The sequence below is a fragment of the Methyloversatilis sp. MC4-4 genome, from assembly GCF_049843555.1.
In the GTDB taxonomy this organism is placed as follows: domain Bacteria; phylum Pseudomonadota; class Gammaproteobacteria; order Burkholderiales; family Rhodocyclaceae; genus Methyloversatilis; species Methyloversatilis discipulorum_B.
Genome location: NZ_JBBHZK010000002.1, coordinates 116879 through 135642, shown reverse-complemented (window position 1 = coordinate 135642; position 18764 = coordinate 116879). Strand labels below are relative to the sequence as shown.

General features: G+C 63.2%; 22 protein-coding genes. 8 read left to right on the top strand and 14 right to left on the bottom strand.

Annotated elements, in window-relative coordinates; translation table 11 throughout:
- Positions 1-17 precede the first annotated feature (17 nt).
- The 3 genes from WDZ97_RS07540 to WDZ97_RS07530 all read right to left on the bottom strand — a co-directional run bounded on the left by WDZ97_RS07540 (position 18) and on the right by WDZ97_RS07530 (position 3025).
- Positions 18-743 carry a PEP-CTERM sorting domain-containing protein gene (locus WDZ97_RS07540; RefSeq protein ID WP_425762335.1) on the bottom strand — a complete coding sequence of 242 codons (726 nt, stop codon included), beginning with the start codon at positions 741-743 and terminating at the stop codon, positions 18-20.
- 199 nt (positions 744-942) lie between these two features.
- Positions 943-1554, bottom strand: coding sequence for a DUF502 domain-containing protein (locus WDZ97_RS07535; protein ID WP_020164220.1), 612 nt, complete (start codon positions 1552-1554; stop codon positions 943-945).
- A gap of 472 nt (positions 1555-2026) precedes the next feature.
- Complete coding sequence (locus WDZ97_RS07530; protein WP_425762334.1) at positions 2027-3025, bottom strand: methyltransferase domain-containing protein; 999 nt, start codon at positions 3023-3025, stop codon at positions 2027-2029.
- Between the two features lie 48 nt (positions 3026-3073).
- Between WDZ97_RS07530 and WDZ97_RS07525 the strand changes: the two genes are divergently transcribed.
- On the top strand, positions 3074-4081 hold the full coding sequence (locus WDZ97_RS07525) for an AraC family transcriptional regulator (protein WP_425762333.1): 1008 nt from the start codon (positions 3074-3076) through the stop codon (positions 4079-4081).
- Between the two features lie 85 nt (positions 4082-4166).
- Here the strand turns inward: WDZ97_RS07525 and WDZ97_RS07520 are convergent, their stop codons facing one another.
- The 3 genes from WDZ97_RS07520 to WDZ97_RS07510 all read right to left on the bottom strand — a co-directional run bounded on the left by WDZ97_RS07520 (position 4167) and on the right by WDZ97_RS07510 (position 5299).
- The gene (locus WDZ97_RS07520) at positions 4167-4493 is read right to left on the bottom strand and encodes a hypothetical protein (RefSeq protein WP_425762332.1); all 327 of its coding nucleotides are present in this window, start codon (positions 4491-4493) and stop codon (positions 4167-4169) included.
- A gap of 150 nt (positions 4494-4643) precedes the next feature.
- Positions 4644-5066 (bottom strand): type II toxin-antitoxin system VapC family toxin, encoded by a 423-nt coding sequence (locus WDZ97_RS07515; protein ID WP_425762331.1) that lies wholly within the window; start codon positions 5064-5066, stop codon positions 4644-4646.
- The gene (locus tag WDZ97_RS07510) at positions 5066-5299 is read right to left on the bottom strand and encodes an antitoxin (RefSeq protein ID WP_425762330.1); all 234 of its coding nucleotides are present in this window, start codon (positions 5297-5299) and stop codon (positions 5066-5068) included. The genes WDZ97_RS07515 and WDZ97_RS07510 overlap by 1 nt, the downstream gene beginning before the upstream one ends.
- A gap of 207 nt (positions 5300-5506) precedes the next feature.
- Between WDZ97_RS07510 and WDZ97_RS07505 the strand changes: the two genes are divergently transcribed.
- The 5 genes from WDZ97_RS07505 to WDZ97_RS07485 all read left to right on the top strand — a co-directional run bounded on the left by WDZ97_RS07505 (position 5507) and on the right by WDZ97_RS07485 (position 9223).
- Positions 5507-5737 (top strand): hypothetical protein, encoded by a 231-nt coding sequence (locus tag WDZ97_RS07505; protein WP_026224445.1) that lies wholly within the window; start codon positions 5507-5509, stop codon positions 5735-5737.
- A gap of 18 nt (positions 5738-5755) precedes the next feature.
- Complete coding sequence (locus tag WDZ97_RS07500; RefSeq protein ID WP_018410465.1) at positions 5756-6139, top strand: type II toxin-antitoxin system death-on-curing family toxin; 384 nt, start codon at positions 5756-5758, stop codon at positions 6137-6139.
- Between the two features lie 317 nt (positions 6140-6456).
- Positions 6457-6660, top strand: a complete 204-nt coding sequence (locus tag WDZ97_RS07495; protein WP_425762329.1) for a twitching motility protein PilT — start codon at positions 6457-6459, stop codon at positions 6658-6660.
- A gap of 269 nt (positions 6661-6929) precedes the next feature.
- The gene (locus tag WDZ97_RS07490; RefSeq protein WP_425762328.1) at positions 6930-7886 is read left to right on the top strand and encodes a reverse transcriptase domain-containing protein; all 957 of its coding nucleotides are present in this window, start codon (positions 6930-6932) and stop codon (positions 7884-7886) included.
- Positions 7883-9223, top strand: coding sequence for an AAA family ATPase (locus WDZ97_RS07485; protein ID WP_425762327.1), 1341 nt, complete (start codon positions 7883-7885; stop codon positions 9221-9223). Before WDZ97_RS07490 ends, WDZ97_RS07485 begins: the two co-directional genes overlap by 4 nt.
- A gap of 137 nt (positions 9224-9360) precedes the next feature.
- On the opposite strand, the gene cynS is transcribed toward WDZ97_RS07485, so the two are convergent.
- The 5 genes from cynS to WDZ97_RS07460 form a co-directional block, all read right to left on the bottom strand.
- Positions 9361-9804, bottom strand: a complete 444-nt coding sequence (gene cynS, locus WDZ97_RS07480) for a cyanase (protein WP_020164227.1) — start codon at positions 9802-9804, stop codon at positions 9361-9363.
- Between the two features lie 23 nt (positions 9805-9827).
- The gene (locus tag WDZ97_RS07475) at positions 9828-10691 is read right to left on the bottom strand and encodes an ABC transporter ATP-binding protein (protein ID WP_425762326.1); all 864 of its coding nucleotides are present in this window, start codon (positions 10689-10691) and stop codon (positions 9828-9830) included.
- 116 nt (positions 10692-10807) lie between these two features.
- Positions 10808-11659 carry a nitrate ABC transporter permease gene (gene ntrB, locus WDZ97_RS07470; protein WP_425762325.1) on the bottom strand — a complete coding sequence of 284 codons (852 nt, stop codon included), beginning with the start codon at positions 11657-11659 and terminating at the stop codon, positions 10808-10810.
- Positions 11656-13017, bottom strand: coding sequence for a CmpA/NrtA family ABC transporter substrate-binding protein (locus tag WDZ97_RS07465; protein ID WP_425762324.1), 1362 nt, complete (start codon positions 13015-13017; stop codon positions 11656-11658). Before WDZ97_RS07465 ends, ntrB begins: the two co-directional genes overlap by 4 nt.
- 27 nt (positions 13018-13044) lie before the next feature.
- Complete coding sequence (locus WDZ97_RS07460; protein WP_425762323.1) at positions 13045-13755, bottom strand: DJ-1/PfpI family protein; 711 nt, start codon at positions 13753-13755, stop codon at positions 13045-13047.
- Positions 13756-13971: 216 nt separating this feature from the next.
- On the opposite strand from WDZ97_RS07460, the gene WDZ97_RS07455 reads away from it, so the two are divergent.
- Together WDZ97_RS07455 and WDZ97_RS07450 are read left to right on the top strand one after the other, a co-directional pair.
- Positions 13972-14643 (top strand): PEP-CTERM sorting domain-containing protein, encoded by a 672-nt coding sequence (locus tag WDZ97_RS07455; RefSeq protein WP_425762322.1) that lies wholly within the window; start codon positions 13972-13974, stop codon positions 14641-14643.
- A gap of 234 nt (positions 14644-14877) precedes the next feature.
- A complete protein-coding gene (locus WDZ97_RS07450; protein ID WP_425762321.1) occupies positions 14878-15966 on the top strand; it encodes a PEP-CTERM sorting domain-containing protein in 1089 nt (362 codons plus the stop codon).
- Positions 15967-16049: 83 nt separating this feature from the next.
- Here the strand turns inward: WDZ97_RS07450 and WDZ97_RS07445 are convergent, their stop codons facing one another.
- From WDZ97_RS07445 to WDZ97_RS07435, 3 genes are all read right to left on the bottom strand, one after another.
- Complete coding sequence (locus WDZ97_RS07445; RefSeq protein ID WP_425762320.1) at positions 16050-16814, bottom strand: TIGR01458 family HAD-type hydrolase; 765 nt, start codon at positions 16812-16814, stop codon at positions 16050-16052.
- 123 nt (positions 16815-16937) lie between these two features.
- Positions 16938-17579, bottom strand: coding sequence for a response regulator transcription factor (locus WDZ97_RS07440; RefSeq protein ID WP_304005948.1), 642 nt, complete (start codon positions 17577-17579; stop codon positions 16938-16940).
- Positions 17576-18739 carry a PAS domain S-box protein gene (locus WDZ97_RS07435; RefSeq protein ID WP_425762319.1) on the bottom strand — a complete coding sequence of 388 codons (1164 nt, stop codon included), beginning with the start codon at positions 18737-18739 and terminating at the stop codon, positions 17576-17578. Before WDZ97_RS07435 ends, WDZ97_RS07440 begins: the two co-directional genes overlap by 4 nt.
- Between the last annotated feature and the right edge of the window lie 25 nt (positions 18740-18764).

The following is an 18764-nucleotide window of genomic DNA, read 5'->3' as shown; positions in this document are numbered from 1 at the left end:
CTTCCGGTGCGCTGCTTTCAGCGCTGCCGGTCGGTAGTGCTTCGCCGCCGGGTCGCCCACAGGCCGGCCGCGCCGGCGCTTGCCAGCAACGCGGCCGTCGACGGTTCCGGCACCTCGTTGGCGGGCCGGAAGTCGAAGGTCGCCGAGAAGGCCAGATCCTGCCCGGCGGTGAATCTCCACTGACCGGAGAGCAGCTCGTCGAGATCGCTTTCGGCATCCCAAGGAATGTTGTAAGCGCCGCCGCCCAGATCCGTATTCGCGGTAGCGAGGCGCAGGCGCGAATCGTCCGGGATGCGCAGTTCGAAGTTGGTGGCGAACAGGAACATCATGTAGGTGCTGCCGGCCGTCACCTCGGCGTCGATGTCGAAGGTATAGGTGTGGAAGTCCAGGCCTGCCGTCAGTGGCACCGTCACCGGCGCGCTCGAATAGAGCAGCGGGCCGACGATGAAGCGCGTGAACGGGTTGTACTGCACCAGATGTGCGGTGAATTCCACCGGGACGGCATTGGTGTTGCTGCCCTTCAGCGCGTCACTGAGCAGGAAGGTGAAGTCGAGCAGGCGGTTGCTGCCGGTCGGCGCCACCAGGAACTGCCCCCAGCCGGAGAAGCCGGACGAACCGAAGTCGCCGATGCTGCTGCTGCCGTCCCACGACGACAGCGTGCTCACGACGATGGGCGCAGCCAGCGCCGGTGTACCGGCCGCGACGCCGAGCAGCGCGGAGGTGATCAAGACGGTTTTTTTCATGCAGCAATCTCCCGGTCAGAACTGTCCGCGACCCGCTGTCGCCCGCAGGCGCAGCGCAGTCTGGCCGGAGGCTGCACCAACGATCACGCGGGTGCGGCCTCCGGAATGCGGCGCTCATTCTTGTCGGGTGGCTCGCTTCGACGCAATACGCATATGCGCGTAGTGCGCGCCGGGTGGCGCGGCGAAGAAGCAGAGGCGATCAGCGCGCCTCAGGATCGCTCCGGTTCGACGTCATGTAGGCAATCAGCGCCATGCGCATGGCTTCTTCGACCGACATGTCGACCTTGGTCACCCAGGCGCGCGGCACGAACACCGTATAACCGCCGATCATGTAGCCCATGGGCAGATACACCGCGATCTGGTCCTCCAGTTCTGACAGCCCGGCGGGCAGATCGGCCATCGACTGCCGCGTCACCAGGCCGACGATGCCCATCGCGTTGCCCGGCATGCGCAGCAGTACCACCTGCTGGGCCGATTCGCCGGTGTGTGGTGCGAAGTAGTCGGCGAAGTTCTTCAGCGACGAATAGATGCTCTTCACCACCGGCAGATTGGTGAAGGGCAGTTCCACCAGCGACAGCAGGCGCCCGGCTTCCGGGCGCGATACCAGCACGCCCAGGCCCACGATGAGCAGGGCGCTCAGCGCGATGCCGAGACCGGGCAGATAGAAGTCGCCGATGATGGGCCGCACCATCATCATCGCCAGACTTTCCGTCCAGGTGACGAACAGCACCAGCACATAGACGGTCAGTGCCAGCGGCAGAAAAGTGATCAGGCCGCGAAAGAAATACTGGTAGAGGCGATGCTTGTTCATTGCAGGTGATTCGGGATGGAGGCGTGCGGAGCATACCGTGTGCCGCAGGGGCATGCCGGTCCGGCCGCGGATCGGGCGCAAACCCTGTGGGCGCGGCCTTGGCCGCGACAGGGCCGCTGCAGACCACCGGCTTCGATTCAGGCCGCAGTCGGGGTCAGAAGACCCCTCCCACAGAACCCCGGCTCCAGCCGTGGATCGGGCGCCATCCCTGTAGGAGCGGCCTTGGCCGCGACTGGGCCGCTGCGGTCCGCGGGCTTTGATTCAGTCCGCAGTCGGGGTCAGAAGACACCTCCAACAGAACCTCGGCTCCAGCCTCGGATCAGGCGCAATCCCTGTGGGAGCGGCCTTGGCCGCGACAGGGCCGCTGCGGTCCGCGGGCTTCGATACAGGTCGCGGTCGCGGTCAGAAGACCGCTCCTACACGATGCACCTCCGGTTGCGGCTCCGCCGTGCGCGCCTTCCATCCCGCCCCGTCATGCCCGGGTAATGACCACCTCGAGGTATTCGCTCGGCACCACCAGCGCATCCGCACCGCCGACATTGAGTTCATCCAGCAGGGCGAGGATGTCGCGCTCCAGTGCCGGGCGGACGTCCGGCGCCACGGCGCCGAAGGCCTTGTGGATCGGACCGTAGAAGGCGCGGAACACCTCCAGCCAGTGGGCGGACGAGCGGTAGCGGAAGACGAAATGCCGGCGCTCGCAGCGCATCTGTGCGGCGTGGGGGCCGAAAAGCTCGACGATGTGTGGCTCCGTGCCCCACAGCGAGGGCGACTTCACACCTTGCGGCGGCGGCACGTAGGCGCCGATGATCTTGAACAGACGGCCGATGAAGCCGCCGGGCGTCCAGCTGGCGAGCGCGATGCGGCCGCCGGGGCGCACCACGCGCAGCATTTCGCCGGCCGCCGTGGCGTGGTCGGGCGTGAACATGACGCCGAAGGTCGACATCACCACGTCGAAGCTCGCGTCATCGAAGGGCAGCCGCTCCGCGTCGGCGACCCGGAACTGCACGGCCAGACCGTCCGCCGCGGCTCGCATGCGGGCCTTTTCGAGCAGTGCCTCGACATAGTCGGTGGCGGTGACGTCGGCGAAGCGGCGCGCGGCGGCGAGGGTCGCGTTGCCGTTGCCTGCGGCGACGTCGAGCACCTGTTCGCCGGCGCGCAGGTCCGCGGCCTCGGCGAGTGTTTCGCCAACGATTTGCAGCGTGGTGCCAATGACGGCATAGTCTCCGCTTGCCCAGGTGGCATGCTGCCGTTGTTTGATGGCGTTGAAATCCGGCGCGGTGACTTGGGTTTCGAGTACGGCTGACATGGTGATCTCCTCGGGATGTTGTGGGGTGCGCCGCACCTGCCACGGCCCGATGGGCGTGTCCCTTTGGCGGTGTGCGACGACGGGACCATTCTTCCTGCAGGTGCCTGCGGGCGATTCACCGCATGTCGTTGAAACTTGCTCGCGGCTCCGCGATTGCGCGATCACGTGACCGGGTGTCCGCGCCGATTGATCGGGACGCCGCCGGGAGGGGTCATGCAAGGCGATCCGTTGTCCGATGTGCTGACCAGTGTGCGTCTGCGCGGCGCGATCTTCTATTACGTGAGCTGCGACGATAACTGGGTGGCCGACACGCCGCCGTCGCCGGAACTGGCTGACGCACTCAGCCCCGGCGCCGAGCACGTGATCGCCTATCACATGATCCTGCGGGGAAACGGCTGGGTCGGCATGGAGGGTCAGGCGCCGGCCAGGCTGCAGGCGGGCGACATCGTCATGTTCCCGCGCGGCGATGCCCACGTGTTGTCCAGCGCGCCCGGCATGCGCGCAGCCGGCGGCGATCAGTCCTGGCGCGCAACGACGCGCGACCACCCCCAACCGGTTCTGATTGCCCTCCACGACGGCGTGTGTGAGCTCGATGCCGAAGTGCCCTCCAGCCGCGCCAGCATCACGATGGTCTGCGGCTTCATCAGCTGCGATCTGAAGCCCTTCAACCCCTTGATCCAGGCCCTGCCGCCGATGCTGCACCTGCCGTCGAGCGGGGTCGGCGCCTGGGTGGCACCCATGCTCGAACAGGCGGTGGCCGAGTCACGCCACCGGCGGGCGGGCAGCGCGGCGGTGCTCGAACGCGTCAGCGAAATGGTGTTCGTCGATGCGGCGCGCCGCTGTCTCGAAGCCCTGCCGGAAGAGGGCGGCAGCGGCTGGCTCGCCGCGCTGCGCGATCGCTACATCGGCAAGGCGATCGCGCTGATGCACGCGCGCCCGGCGGAGGACTGGACGGTGGATGAACTGGGCCGACAGGTCGGCCTCTCCCGCTCCGCCCTGCACGAGCGTTTCGTCGACTGCGTCGGCATGCCGCCGATGCAGTACCTCACTCACTGGCGCATGCAGCTCGGCGCCAATCTGATGCGCGAAGGCCAGGCCTCGGTCGCCACCATCGCGCAGGAGATCGGCTACGAATCCGAAGCGGCGTTCTCGCGGGCGTTCAAGCGACTGACCGGTCAGCCGCCGGCGACATGGCGGCGCGCGCAACGCGGGGCGGGGTAGCCGGGAAACCTCAAGGCCTGGCCCCTGTGGCGCTCGGTTCCGTCGCACTCCGGACGCCGAGCGGCGGCACGCCTGACAGCGTTCGCTACGCTTCCTGGCCGGCGAAGAAGTTCGCCAGTTCATCCACCAAGCGGAAGATTTCCGACCTCTCTGCATCGGACAAGCCTTTCAGCCGCACCGTCCACGCGCTGTCGCCATCGGCCTCGGAGAAGCCCGTTGAATCCATGAAGCCTTCGAGCTTGAAGATCTGCGACCGGGTGGTTGAATCGAGCTTTGAACGGTTCATCCGGTGCAGGCCGACACGGCACTCGATGAGCGCCTTTTCCAGCGCCACATGCTGACCGTCCGGGTGCGGCAGCATCAAAGCATCGCGGGCGATGGAAAATTTTTCGGCCGGAAAGCTATAGCTCATCGACAACTCCTGTTCTGAGCGGGCCGAATGGCATCTTCGGTCCCCTGTTTTCTTGTCCGCACTCCTGAAGGGTGCGAGACGACATGCCGACCGACGCTTTCCCGGCTGATTGATCCGAGGCAAGGACGGCAGGGTACGGAACATCGGTGCTCATGTCGCGGGCGATGGCGCCAGCCAGTCTTCCACCGTCAGCCCGGGCACGCGCTGGCACTCGCGCAGGTTACGCGTCACCAGCGTCAGCGCACGTGATCTGGCATGTGCCGCAATCAGCAGGTCATGGCTGCCTATCGGGGTGCCGGCACGCTCAAGCGTGGCGCGGATGTCCGCGTAGTGCGCGTCCGCCGGCTCGTCAAAGGGGAGCACCACCATCGCATCCAGCAGCGCATTCACACGCTCGGTCAGTACTGCAGAGCCTTTTCGTTGTGCGCCGAAGCGTAACTCGCAGGCCACCACGATGCTGGTGCATACCTCGTCGGGCGCTACATCGGACAGACGCTGCATCACCGGGCCACGCGGGTCGCGGATCAGTTCAGACAGTGCATTGGTATCCAGCATCCAGAGCGGTTGCGCCATCAGAACTCGGCCCTTTCCTGGGGCGGAAGGTCTTCCACCTCGGGCAGACCTTCGTCCAGCGGCGCCCAGGAAGCCAGAAGGTCCAGCAGGCGGTTCTTGCGGATGGGCGTGAGGATGAGGCTGTCGCCTTCCTTCCGGATCAGCACCTCGGCACCTTCAAGTTCGAATTCTCGCGGGATGCGTACCGCCTGATTGCGGCCGTTGCGGAACAGTGAAGCGTGGCGTTCTACCATGGTCGATCCTGGAGTGTGGTTGGCATATGGTGCAACATATGCCTTGGTTCGGCAGCGGTCAAGTCGGAGAGGGCGCGGATCGTGTGTTGCCCGAAAAACGGGCGAATTGGCTTTGGGAATGTTGCTGCGCCCCCTGTTGTTACGCGTGCCTGGCCGCAGCATCGTGATCTATCATGACGCATCAAGATGAATCCTGACGGAGGCGACATGTCCGCCCAGACTCGCGAAAAGTTCTCATCTCAGGCCTCGCCCGAAGTGCTCGCCGCGCTGAGGCGGATTGCCGAATCCGAAGGCCGGCAGTTTCAGGTGGTGCTGGACGAAGCCCTGCGCGACTATATCGAGCGCAAGGCACAGGGCCGGCCGCGCAGACATGTCATGGAAGCGTTCGCGGACAGCCTCGGCGAATTCGACAGCCTGTACCGCGAACTTGCCAAATGAGTGCCAAGTGAGCGCCAAGTGAGGGCACGGGATTACCTGACCCTTGCCGACGTGCTCGCGCTGCATGCCGTGCTGATTCAGCGATATGGCGGCAGCCCGGGCCTGCGTGATGCCGGAGCACTCGAATCTGCGCTGTTCCGCCCGCAGTCCGGCTACTACGAAGACGTCGTGGCCGAAGCTGCGGCGCTGTTCGAAAGCCTCGCCATCAACCACCCTTTCATCGACGGCAACAAGCGTGTCGCCTTCGCCGCGACCGACGTCTTCCTGCGTATCAATGGCTGCCGTCTGAATCAGTCACCGGACGCCGTTTTTGCCCGGATGATGGACATGTTCGACGCCGGCACCTTTGACATCGCCCATCTGGAGCCGTGGTTGCGCGGCATCATCGCCCGGCCGGAATAGCGCGTGGCGGAAACGCTGATGGGGTCGCGATGAGACGTGAGCGGCATTCCTTCCCAGCAGGAGAAATCCGTCGCGACAGGGGCAAGCTTCAGTGGGACGGTGACCTCGACGCGATGAGGACCCACACTTGATCCGGGGCGATGCCAGCGACTGGATCGACTGTTTCCGGGGCGCCGCCACCCCGCAGGCCGAAAGGCTGGACGCACTGCCGGGCAGTGAACCGCGGAGCATCGGCGACCTCACCCTGACCGAAGTGCTGCAGAGCTTCGGCAGCCAGCGGGATTTCGATCAGGCGTGGACACTGCTGACCGGGCTGGATGCTGTCGACATCGGCGGTCGGGACAGTGCAATACAGGCGGCGCGCAACGATCGCGCTGCGCGAGCGTGGCATCACGATCCGCAAGACGATAGACGCGCTGATCGCCACCCCCTGTATCGAATCGGATTGCGCGCTGCTTTACAGCGACCGCGACTTCGACCCATTTGTCACACATCTCGGGCTGAGCTCGGCGATGAACTGAACCGGGCCGAGGTGGAAGAGGGTGGAGAAATCAGGGGAAATGTTGCTGCGTCCCCTATTGTTTACAGCATCTCGCTGTGCTACGCTTTTTCTATACCAGCGACTAGGAGTAGCTCCGGTCTAATGTCTGGTCCCTAGGGCGTTTTATCTACTTACGCATGCCCGGCCGCAGGCTTACGCCCGGCCGGGCGTTTCGTATCTGTCATTTGCAGGCTGCTATTAGTCGCGCTTCGCGATCAATTGCGACAAGATGTCCAAGGGTAAGTGATCATGACCCCACGGCCGCTGCATCAGCTGTTCGATGCCATGTATCACGAGAAGTATCGGTTTGAAGAGTTCTTGGCGCTGAAGCCTCAGGAACACTACAGCCCCGTCAGTTGGAACCGGCGAACCATCTACAAGCCCTCTCCAAAGCTGAAAGAGTTCCACCACTTCCTCAGTGGCTTCCTACTTGAATTTCTCCCTGTCGATCGGTCAGTTTCGTTTGCTTATCGTAAAGGGGCAACGCTTCTGCAGGCCGTCGCGCCTCATGCACAAAGTCGCGCCTTCTTCCAGACAGATCTGGAGCGCTTCTTCGATAGCATAACTTCGGATTTGATCCGGTCAGTATTTGATCAAGCTGAAACTCCTGTCTCGGATTTGGGCGATCATGTTGAGCACATTCTGGATCTTCTCACCATCGACGGCACATTGCCGATTGGCTACTCCACATCTCCTGTCCTGAGCAACGCATGCTTGTTCGGGTTCGACAAGAAGTTGGCAGCCATTTGCCACAGTCGGCAATGGATATACACGCGCTATGCGGATGACATAATAATTTCCGCCGACGATCGTTTAAGCATAGAGGATGCCGATCAAGTAATCGAGAACTGCCTTGTAGCGGAGCTTGGTGGTGGCTTTAAGCTCAATCAGAAGAAAAGTAAGCTCACTACGATCGGAAGAAAGGTGAAGCTTCTGGGGCTCGTCATTTTGCCTACCGGTGTCATTGTTATTGATCGTGAAATTAGAAACCGGATCGAGACTTGGCTCTATTTTTATATAAAAGATCGCTCTCGGCTGTCAAAAATATTCCAAGAAGATCGGGGCGAGGGGATAGAAGAGGGGCTGCAAAGGCTGAGTGGTCTAATTAGTTATGCATCTGCAGCTGATCCGATTTATCTGGATAAACTCAGAGCGAAATTCGGGAATACCGTCATTGATAGTTTCCTGCACAGGTCTGCCCAATGAATCGCTTCCGTGTGAGCCTAGAGTCGATTCAACATGTCGCCAGCCTCACATTAGAACTTGATTTGTCGCCTCCCGGGTTGGTTTGTCTGGTAGGTCGAAACGGTGCTGGAAAAACCACGCTGGTTCGGGCGCTACGCAATTTTTCTAGTGCAGATACCTTTGTCAGGACGGCGACTCCATATGCGTTCTCTCCTGATAGCCGAATCACATATGTCGTAGACGGAACGGAGGTGGTGTTCGCGTACGATGATTTGATTCGATCGTTGAACTGCAAAAAAGCAATACCCGTCGAACTGCGTAACATCATTGCGGCAGAACTGCCGATGCCCCATGGTTCGCGCTTTAACTACTTTAAAAGCGCTAGTGAGGCGGACTTGGATATCCGTAGGGCGATTGCGCTTGGTAATCATGGTCATCCCGAGGAGCTTGTTTCTTTTCTTGCCGCGATATATGACTCGCCACGCTATTCTGAAATGGTGGAGGTGGCTGTTAAAGGAAAGAGCTACTACGCGATTGTAAAGGGCGATGGTACTTATATACGTGAAGACTATTTGAGCTCGGGTGAATATTTCCTAATTAATCTATATCGAACCATTAAAGGAGGGGCTCGACTCATCGTTATTGATGAGATCGACATTTCCCTTGATGCGGCGGCTCAGGCGAATTTGGCGGGGTGGTTGAGGGTTTTTTGTGCTAAGTACGGACGCAAAATTCTATTTACGACACATTCGCTCGCACTGATGCGGCAGCTTAATTCGGATGAATTGTTCTACATTGATGAAAAAGAAGGTCGTGTCTCGATAACCCCGACCTCGTATAGTTATGCGAAGGCGCGTTTGTTTGGCTTTTTTGGTTGGGATAAGTACATTTTGACCGAGGATGAAGTTTTACTTGGTTTTATAGAGGCGGTGATAGAGAAATACTGTCCTCAAATCTTCTTTCGCTATAAGATTATTTTTATTGGCGGGGGGGTGCAAGTGACTAACTTAATGAGGCACAACGAGAGAGAGCAGTTCTTGTCTTCGCCCGAGAACGTGATTGCCATCCTTGATGGGGACCAGAAAAATTGCAAATTTGCCGGCCATCCTCGTGTTCATACGATTCCAATCGATAGTGTGGAGAAGGCTATATATTCAGACAGTCGAACGGATAGAGGCTTTCCGTTTTCGACGAATAGGAATGACTTCACCAGCGAAAAGGACTTCCATAACTATCTCCAGCAGAAGGGGGTGGCAACGCAGAAGCAAATATTCGACTACTTGATTACGAAGCACGAAGAGGCGCTTCAAATCATCGGCGGGACGCTTCGCAATTTTCTTTCTCCTCCTGTTCAATAACGGCACTTTGGACCGAGAGTGCGACAGTTATTGGGGCGTCATTCATGAAAGGAAAAAGCCGCATGCCCTCCCAGGATCATGCGGCTTCAATATGACCAGCGCTTACTGCGCTGGTCAAGCACTTCGCATCAGCAGCTTCAGTAGGTCTTGTAAGGCAGGAACTTCCCGCTCATCGTGATGCTGACGCGATCCCCCGCCGGGTTCGCTTCCCGCGCCAGATCCATCTTGAAGTCGATGGCGCTCATGATGCCGTCGCCGAATTCCTCATGGATAAGCGCCTTGAAGGTGGTGCCGTACACATTGATCAGTTCGTAGAAGCGGTAGATCAGCGGGTCGGTGGGCACCGAGGTGGGCAGCGAGCCCTTGTAGGGGACGACCTGCAGCTGGGTGACCGCCTCGGCCGGCAGGTCGAGCATTTCGCCTATGGTCTTGGCCTGTTCGGCGGTGAAGGTCATCTGGCCGAGCAGGCCGGCGGTGACCCATTCCTTGCTGAGGCCGATGGCCTTGGCGAGGTCGGCCCACTTGAGGCCCTTGGCAACCTTGCGTTCGACGATGAGATCGGTGACGTCTTCGCGTTTCATGTGAGTCTCCTTTGAGGTGGTGTTCAGGCGGGTTGGCTGGATTGGTCGGGGTGGACGAGAGGCGGGTTCTTCGCATCCCAGCCGGGGCCGGGCTGGAATTCGCGCGAGCGCTTCACGAGGAAATCGACCAGGTGATTGCGCAGCGTGTAGAAGGCGGGCTGCTGGTGCAGGGTTTCGCGCACGCGCGGCCGGGCCAGCGGATTGACGACGATTTCGGCGATCTTGGCGCGCGGGCCGTTGGTCATCAGCACGATGCGGTCGGCCAGCAGGATGGCCTCGTCGACGTCGTGGGTGATCATGAACACGGTCTGCTGCGTGGCTTCGACGATGCCGATCAGTTCGTCCTGGATGCTGCCGCGGGTGAGCGCGTCGAGCGCGCCGAAGGGCTCGTCCAGCAGCAGCATCTTCGGTTCGATCGAGAAGGCGCGGGCGATGCCGACACGCTGTTTCATGCCACCGGACAGCTCGGCCGGCTTCTTGTCCAGCGCGTGGCCGAGGTGCACCAGTTCGAGGTATTTCACCGCGTGCTCGCGCACCTGCTTGGCCGACCAGTCGGGGTGACGGCTGCGCACAGCGAACTCGACGTTCTTCAGCGCGCTGAGCCAGGGCATCAGCGCGTGGCCCTGGAACACGACGCCGCGGTCGAGCGAGGGGCCGCGCACTTCGCGGCCGTCCATGATGACGTGGCCGGCGCTGGCTTCGTCGAGCCCGGCCAGGATGTTCAGGATGGTGGTCTTGCCGCAGCCGGAGTGGCCGAGTACGCACACGAACTGGCCGCGCTCGATGCCGAAATGCACGTCTTCGAATACCGGCGCGGGGTCGGGGCTGCCCGGCTGCGGAAACTGCCGCTTCAGGCCCTCGACCTTGAGGAAGGGTTGGGTGCTCATTGTGATGGGGCCTTTTTTGTCTGCGGACGACCCGGCCGAGGGCGGCTGCGCGGCCTCCACCGGGTCGCGGGTCTGCGTCTTCAGCGGGACGACGGGTGCGAGGGCTGCGCTCATGTTCATTCCCTCCATGAGATGGCGCGCGCCACCCAGGCCAGCAGGTGATCGAGCAGCATGCCCACCAGGCCGATCAGCAGGATGGCGGTGATGATGTTGGTGATCGAGAGGTTGTTCCACTCGTTCCAGACGAAGTAGCCGATGCCGGTGCCGCCCACCAGCATTTCGGCGGCGACGATGACCAGCCAGGCGATGCCGATGGAAATGCGCATGCCGGTCAGGATGGTCGGCGCGGCGGCCGGAAGGATGACGAGGAAGGCCTTGCGCAGCGGGCTCACTTCGAGCGTGCGCGCCACGTTCAGCCACTCGCGCCGCACCGATGCCACGCCGAAGGCGGTGTTCACCAGCATCGGCCACAGCGAGCAGATGAAGATGACGAAGATGGCGGAGATGCCCGAGTCCTTGATCGTGTAAAGCGCGAGCGGCATCCAGGCCAGCGGCGAGATTGGTTTCAGGATCTGGATGAAAGGGTCGAGCGCCTTGTAGATCAGCGGCGACATGCCGATAACGAAGCCCAGCGGGATCGCCACCAGCGCGGCCAGCAGATAGCCGCCGAGCACGCGGGCGATCGAGTAGGCGATCTGTATGCCCAGGCCCTTGTCATTGGTGCCGCGGTCGTAGAAGGGATCGCTCAGGTGTTCCCATATTTTGGCCGCCACCTCGCCCGGGCCGGGCATGGCGGACTGGCCGCCGGTCTGCGCCTGGGCACCCATCAGCGCGGCGTACTCCGGGTCCATCGCCGGCGCGGCGCCGGCGCCGCCCGACGAGGCCGTGGTCGCCAGATACCAGGCGCCGACGAAGAGCGCGAAGAACAGCGCCGACAGCAGCGGCGCCAGCCAGGGTTTCCTCGTCATGCCGTCACCTTCCGGATCTTAAAGCTGTTGAGGTATTCCTCCGGCTTGGCCGGGTCGAATTCCTTCTTCATGACCGAGAACTTCTTGGTCGTCGTGTTCGGCACCGGCAGGCCGACTTCCTTCATCAGCGCGGCGGCGTCGGTGGCGAGGAACACCTCCTTGGCGATCTTCTGGTAGTCGATGTCGCCCTTGATCTGGCCCCAGCGCTTCATCTGGGTCAGGATCCACACGGCGAAGGACTCCCACGGGAAGGGCTCGAAGCCGATGCGGCCCGGCACCTTCTGCACGCCGCCCAGACCGTCCGCGTAGGTGCCGGTGAGCACCTGTTCGACCACGGTGACCGGCTGGTTCAGATAGTTGGTCGGCGCGATCGCCTCGGCGATCTGCTTGCGGTTGGCGGGGTTGCTGGCGGTTGCGGTGGCCGTGATGATGGCGCGCAGCAGCGCCTTGTAGGTGTTCGGCATCGTCGTGACGAACTCCTTGCTCGCGGCGAAGGCGCAGCAGGGGTGGCCTTCCCAGATGTCGCGGGTGAGCGTGTGGATGAAGCCCACGCCGTCGTATACCGCGCGCTGGTTCACCGGGTCGGGTGCGAGGAAGCCGTCGATGTTGCCGGCGCGCAGGTTGGCCACCATTTCCGGCGGCGGCACGGCGCGGATCTGCACGTCGGTGTCCGGGTCGATGCCGTGCTCCGCGAGGTAGTAGCGCAGTAGGTAGTTGTGCATCGAGTAGTCGAAGGGCACCGCGAACTTGAAGCCCTTCCATGCCTTCGGGTCGCGCTTGTCCTTGTGCTTGACCGACAGCGTGATCGCCTGGCCGTTGATGTTCTCGACCGCCGGCATGGTCCACGGAATGGGGTTGGAGCCGGCGCCGATCGAGATCGCCAGCGGCATCGGCGACAGCATGTGGGCGGCGTCGTATTCCTTGGCCAGCGACTTATCACGGATGACCGCCCAGCCGGCGGTCTTCACCACTTCGACGTCCAGACCCTGCTTCGAGTAGTAGCCCAGCGGGTGCGCCATGATGATGGGCGTGGCGCAGGTGATGGGGATGAAGCCCACCTTGAGCTTGGTCTTCTCCAGCGGGCCGGGCGAGGCGAAGGCGTCCTTCACGGTGCCCAGCGGCAGGAAGGTCGAGATGGCCGCCATGGCCGTGCTGGCGCCGACCGCGCGGATAAAGTTGCGCCGCGTTTCGTCGTGCGGGAACAGCGCGCGCATCACCGCGCCTTCGACCACGCGGTCCAGCATCGCCTCTTCGGACAGCGCTTCGGCCTGGTCGTGTTCAGCCTGGCTGTTATGGCGGCCGCAGGAGCAGCCATTCAGTTTCACGTTGGGGTCGAAGGGGTTGCGGAAGGTGCTCATTGCGGGACTCTCCTTTTTCTGGAAACTTCAGTGGGCGAAGCAGGGGACCGGGTTCGGCGCGTACTCGATGTCGTGCGCGTAGGCGTCGTAGGCGGCGCTGTATTCCATGCAGCGCGCCACGTCGCGGATGAAGCCTTCGTCGTAGCCGGCGCGGCGCAGCAGGTGGAAACCCAGCTCCATGCCGGAGGCGATGCCGCCGGCGGTGACGATGCGGCCGGCATCGACCACGCGAGCGTGCGAGATGCGGCAGGCGGGTGCTATTTCGGCGAGGCGATCGATCGGCAGCTTGCCCAGGTGCGAGGCCTCGACCCGGTCCGGCTCCTTGCGGTTGGTCGCCGGAATGCCGTCGAGCAGGCCCATGCGGCCGTATATCCAGGAGCCCGTACACACGCTGGTGAGCAGGCAGCTCGCGGGTAGTGCGTCGATGAACTCGTGCAGCCGGCCGTTCCAGGTTTCCTGCCGCGTGCCGGCGCCGCCGGGAATGAGAAAGGCATCCATCGCCGGGCGGTCGGCAAAGCTGTAGTTGGGCAGCACGGTAAAGCCGGCCTGCGCCTGCACCGGCCGCTGCGCGTCGGCGATCAGGAACACCTCCAGCTCCGGGTCGAAGCGCCGCGCCACCGAAAACACCCCGTGCGGCGCCGTGAAGTCGACGATCTCGGCGTCCTTGAAGACGTAGATGCCGAGCCTGAAGCCGCGCTTGCGCTGCGATCCCACCGTGTAGATCTCCCGTGCGTTCATGGGACGAATGCTAGGGAGCGGGGTAGGGGGACCGGTATCACTACGGATGTGATTGTCGTGTAGTGCGGGCACTACAGAAGGCATCGCGGCACTGTCGCCCGGCTTTACAGCGCGCCTGTCGGGATGGGCTCGATTCCTTTGTGCTCAATCGTTTGCGACACGAGGGACGGATCTTGCTTTGTGCCCACCGACCAATTGCCTACAGAGGAACCTTCAATGGCCTTCACCCGGATATCGCCCCTTGTCGCCACCCTCGGCCTGAGTGCAGCCCTGCTGTCCGCACCGGCTCTCGCGACTGACGTGCTGCTCGATTTCTCCGGCAACATCTGCGGCGATGCCACGAATGCGGCTTGCACGAACGGCGCCGGCATCGGCCAGGGCTACGGCGACGTCGTCGGGCTGCTCGACGTGTCGCATCGCGCCTTCGTGACCGCCACCGGCACCACCGTCAACAGCAGCCTGTTCTACTGGTCGACGGCGTACTCCGACCTCGAAGGCGTGGCCTGGGGCGGCAGCAATCCGGACACCCACAGCGCCGAGTTCGTCTTCACGCCGGGGGCCGGTTATGCGGTCACGCTGAATTCGATGGATTTCGGCGATTACCTGAACCGCAACGACGGCTCGTCGGCCGTCGTGCTCGATTGGCTCACCGGCCAGACCCTGTGGAGCTCGGGCGCTTTCGACGCCGGCACCACGCGTCTGTCCTTCATGCCCGGCGTGTCGAGCGTCAACGGCCTGGTGCTGCGCTTCGGCCCGGACAGCTACAACACCGGCATCGACAATATTTCGCTGACCGTCACCGCGGTACCCGAGCCCGGCACCTGGGCCATGCTCGCTGCCGGCCTCGGCGTGATCGGTGCGCTGCGTCGTCGGCGGAAGGCGGACTGACCCGAAGTTTGCCCTCGAGGCATTCGCTGCGGAAACGGGCTTCCGACCGCGACTCCAGCCGGAATCGAGGCCCGACGCATACGACGTCCATATCGCGGTCAGAGCGCCTGCGGGGGTAAGCCTATCCCGCAGGCGCAGCCTGCCTCCGCTTTCTCAAGGCGGTAAAGAACCCATGACATTTTGCAGACTGGCACCTGGTGTCGTGCCGATCAGAATTCGAAAGGAGAGAGATTCATGAAGTGTATGTACCGTTTGGTGGCCCTGCTGGCGTTGAATGCAATGGCTGTACCGGCAGCCGTGTCGGCGCCGAGTTACTCGGTCACCTACCTGGGCACGCTCGGCGGGCAATCGAGTACCGCGAGTGACATCAACGATCTCGGTCAGATCGTTGGTTACTCGGCGACGACCTCGGGAGAGATGCATGCATTTCTCTATGAAGGAGGCTCAATGGTCGATCTGGGTACGCTTGGGGGCAATCTGAGCCAGGCCACCGGTATCAACAATTCGGGGCAGATCGTCGGCTTTTCGCGGATCGACGGGCTTGGCACGACCCGCGCATTCGTCTTCGCGGGCGGCAATATGGCTGAAGTGGGAACGCTGGGCGGCACATTCAGTGTTGCCTATGACATCAATGACTCCGGCCAGATCGTCGGGTATTCGAGCTTTAGTGACGGAGACATTCAGGGCTTTCTCTATTCGGCCGGCAGCATGACTGCGCTGGGGACGCTGCGCGGAGGGGACAGCTTCGCTTATGGCATCAACGGGTCGGGACAGGTCGTGGGTGCCGCGAGGACGGAAGAGGGGTTTCTGCGGGCATTCTCGTACGCCAATGGCGTGATGACCGATCTGGGCACGCTCGGCGGTGATGCGAGTTCTGGCATCGCGATCAACGACAGCGGGCTGATCGTTGGTGGAGCGGAATACGCGGCGTTCAACTATTACACGCGTGCTTTCCTCCTGTCCGGTGACCAGATGGTCGATCTCAATCCCGATGCGCCCTGGAGCAATGCCGCAGATATCAACAGTGCGGGCGACGTCGTCGGAACGATGGCCAGAGGGGACTTCTCGAATTTCGGTTACCTGTATCGCAACGGCGTTGTGTACGACTTGAACGAATTGATCGATCCGTCCCTGGGCCTTGTGATCGACAGCGCGACTGCGATCAACAGTGCCGGCGATATCGTGGCCACCGGGTGCACATTGAGCGGATGCTCGGCTGTGTTGCTCAGTGCGGCTCCGGTGCCCGAACCGGAGGCTTGGGCGCTGTTCGCCGCTGGCCTCGGCGTGATCGGAGGCCTCAGCCGTCGCCGAAAGGTGGCGTGACGAGGTGTCGGTGACCGGCCAGGCGGTGGAATAGCGCGGGCCCTGCCTCGGCCCTCATCAAGGTCGCGGTCAGATGAGCGCTGCTACAGGAGGCGGGCGGCAAAGCTGGCAAAGTCGTTGTCGATGACCGCGGGGCGGATGTCCGGGTTGTGTTCGTCGGCGGGGGTGTATTTGCCAGTGCGCACCAGCACGCCGGCGATGCCGGCCGCTTGCGCGCCGCCGATGTCGTCGCGCAGGTCGTCGCCGATCATGATGGCCTCTTCTGCGCGCACGCCAGCGGTGTCGAGTGCGGCCTGGAAGAAGGGGGCGGCGGGCTTGCCGGCGATCTCGGCTTGCACGCCGGTGCTGTATTCCAGGCCGGCGACGAAGGCGCCCATGTCGAGCGACAGGCCGTCCTCTTCCTTGAAGTGACGGTTGCGCGCCATCGCGATGAAGGGCAGGCCGCGCATGACGAGGCGGAAGGCGGTGTTGAGCTGTGCGTAGTCGAAGCAGTGGCCGGCGTCACCGAGCACGACGGCGTCCGGTTCGGCTGCGTCGGGCCCGACTTCGTCGCGCAGGTCCGGATGCACGATCCAGTGCGGATGCAGGCTGCGGCTGCGCACGAGATTCATCGTCGCGCCGGGGGCCGTCAACAGTTCCTCGTCGCGCACGTCCAGAGCCAGAGCCTGCATCTTCGCGACCAGCGTGCGCCGCGGCGTGCGGGTGGTGTTGGTCAGGAACACGAGCTTGAAGCCGGCGGCGCGCAGTCGCGCAAGCGCCTCGATCGAACCGGGAATGATCTGGTCGCCGACGTGCAGCACACCGGCCAGATCGATCAGCAGGGCCTTGGGGTTTGCGGGCAGAGACATGGCGTTCTCCTTCGTTCGATGCGGCGCGCCGTCCTTGTAGGAGCGGTCTTCTGACCGCGACCACAGCGGAGGTCAAGGAGCCTGCGCGTGATTACAGGCTCTGTCGCGGCCAGAAGACCGCGCCTACAGGGCCACCAGCTGATGCCGCGCGGCGAAGCTCACCAGTTCGACCGGATTCTTGATGTCGAGTTTGTCGAACAGCCGCGCGCGGTATGTGCTGATGGTATTCGCCGACAGCGACAGTTCCCGTGCGATATCACCGACCGTGTGACCGCTGGCGAGCAGCTTCAGCACCTGCATTTCGCGGTTCGACAGACTGTCGAGCGGGCTGGCGGGTGTGTCCGCGCGGACGCCGAAGGCGAGGCGTTCGGCCAGTTCCGGCGTGACGAAGAGGTGACCGCCGGCGACGCGGGCGATGGCGTCGAACAGCTGCTCCGGCGAGCAGCCCTTGTTCAGATAGCCGGCGGCGCCACTCTTCAGTGCGCGCACACCGAACTGCGATTCCGGGTAGGTCGACAGCATCAGCACGGCGACCCTCGGAAACTCGGCGCGCAGCTGCTTCAGCACGTCGAAGCCGTCGCGGTCGCTCAGTGCGATGTCGAGCAGCACGACGTCGGCGCCGTCGCCGCGCAGCAGGCGCATCAGATCGGGCCCGCCTGCCGCTTCGCCGACCACGGCGATGGCCGGGTTCTCGCCGAGGATCTGCGCGATGCCCCGGCGCAGCATCAGGTGATCGTCGACGATGATCACGCGCACCGGCTTCATCGCGTCGACTCCGGTACCCGCAGATGCACGGTGGTACCGGCGCCCGGCGTGCTGTCGATACGCAGTTCGCCGCCGAGTGCGCGCGCGCGTTCGTACATGCCGAGCAGGCCGAAGGAGGTCGGTTGCGCCGGCACCTGCATGCCGCGGCCGTTGTCGCGGATGCACAATTCGATCGCGCTGGCCTGACCGGTCACCTCGACATTCACCTCGCTCGCTTCGGCGTGCCGGGCGACGTTGGTGAGCACTTCCTGCACGATGCGATAGACGGCGATTTCGGCGCTGCGGCCAAGGCGTCGTTCGGGCTCCGCGTCGTTCAGCGTCAACGTGCAGCGCAGGCCGCGGCGCGACTGCATTTCCTGCAGCTGCCACTCGATCGCGGCCCACAGGCCCAGGTGGTCGAGCACGCCGGGACGCAGGTCGGTCAGTATCCGCCGCACCGCGCCCAGCGCCTGCTGGGTGACCGACATCATGTCGTCGAGCTTGCGCTCCAGTGCACCGTCGTGCGCGAGTCGCGGGCGCAGCCAGTTCAGGTCGAACTGCAGCGCGGTCAGCGAGGCGCCGAGTTCGTCGTGTACCTCGCGCGCGATGTGCGTGCGCTCGTCTTCGCGCACCTGCTGCAGGTGGGCGGACAGCCGCTGCAATGCGCTGTGCGACTGCTGCAGTCGCGCGTTGGCGTCCTGCAGCGCGGCGGTGCGTTCGGACACGCGGCGCTCCAATTCGACCTGGTTGGCACGCAGCACGGCCTCGGCGCGCTTGCGTTCGGTGATGTCGGCGAAGGTGACGACGGCGCCGACGATCTGGCCGGCGTCGCGGATCGGGTAGCTGGTGTACTCGGCGGGAAAGGCGCTGCCGTCGCGTCGCCACAGCACTTCGGATTCGATGCGCACGCCCTGGCCTTCCTGGAAGGCGCGGAAGATCGGGCATTCATGGACGTCGTAATTGCGTCCGTCGGAATGCGCGTGGTGGATCAGGTAGTGCATGTTGCGGCCGAGCACTTCGTCTGGCTCGAAACCGATCAGCTCGGCGCCGGCGCGGTTGATGAAGATGCAGCGGCCGTTCTGGTCCACGCCATAGATGCCTTCGCCAGCCGACTCGAGCAGCATTTCGAGCTGGTGGCGCCAGGCGGCGTGGTGCGACAGGTGGTGGAGGTTGGCGAACACGTCGTTGCGTCGGCACAGGGGTGCC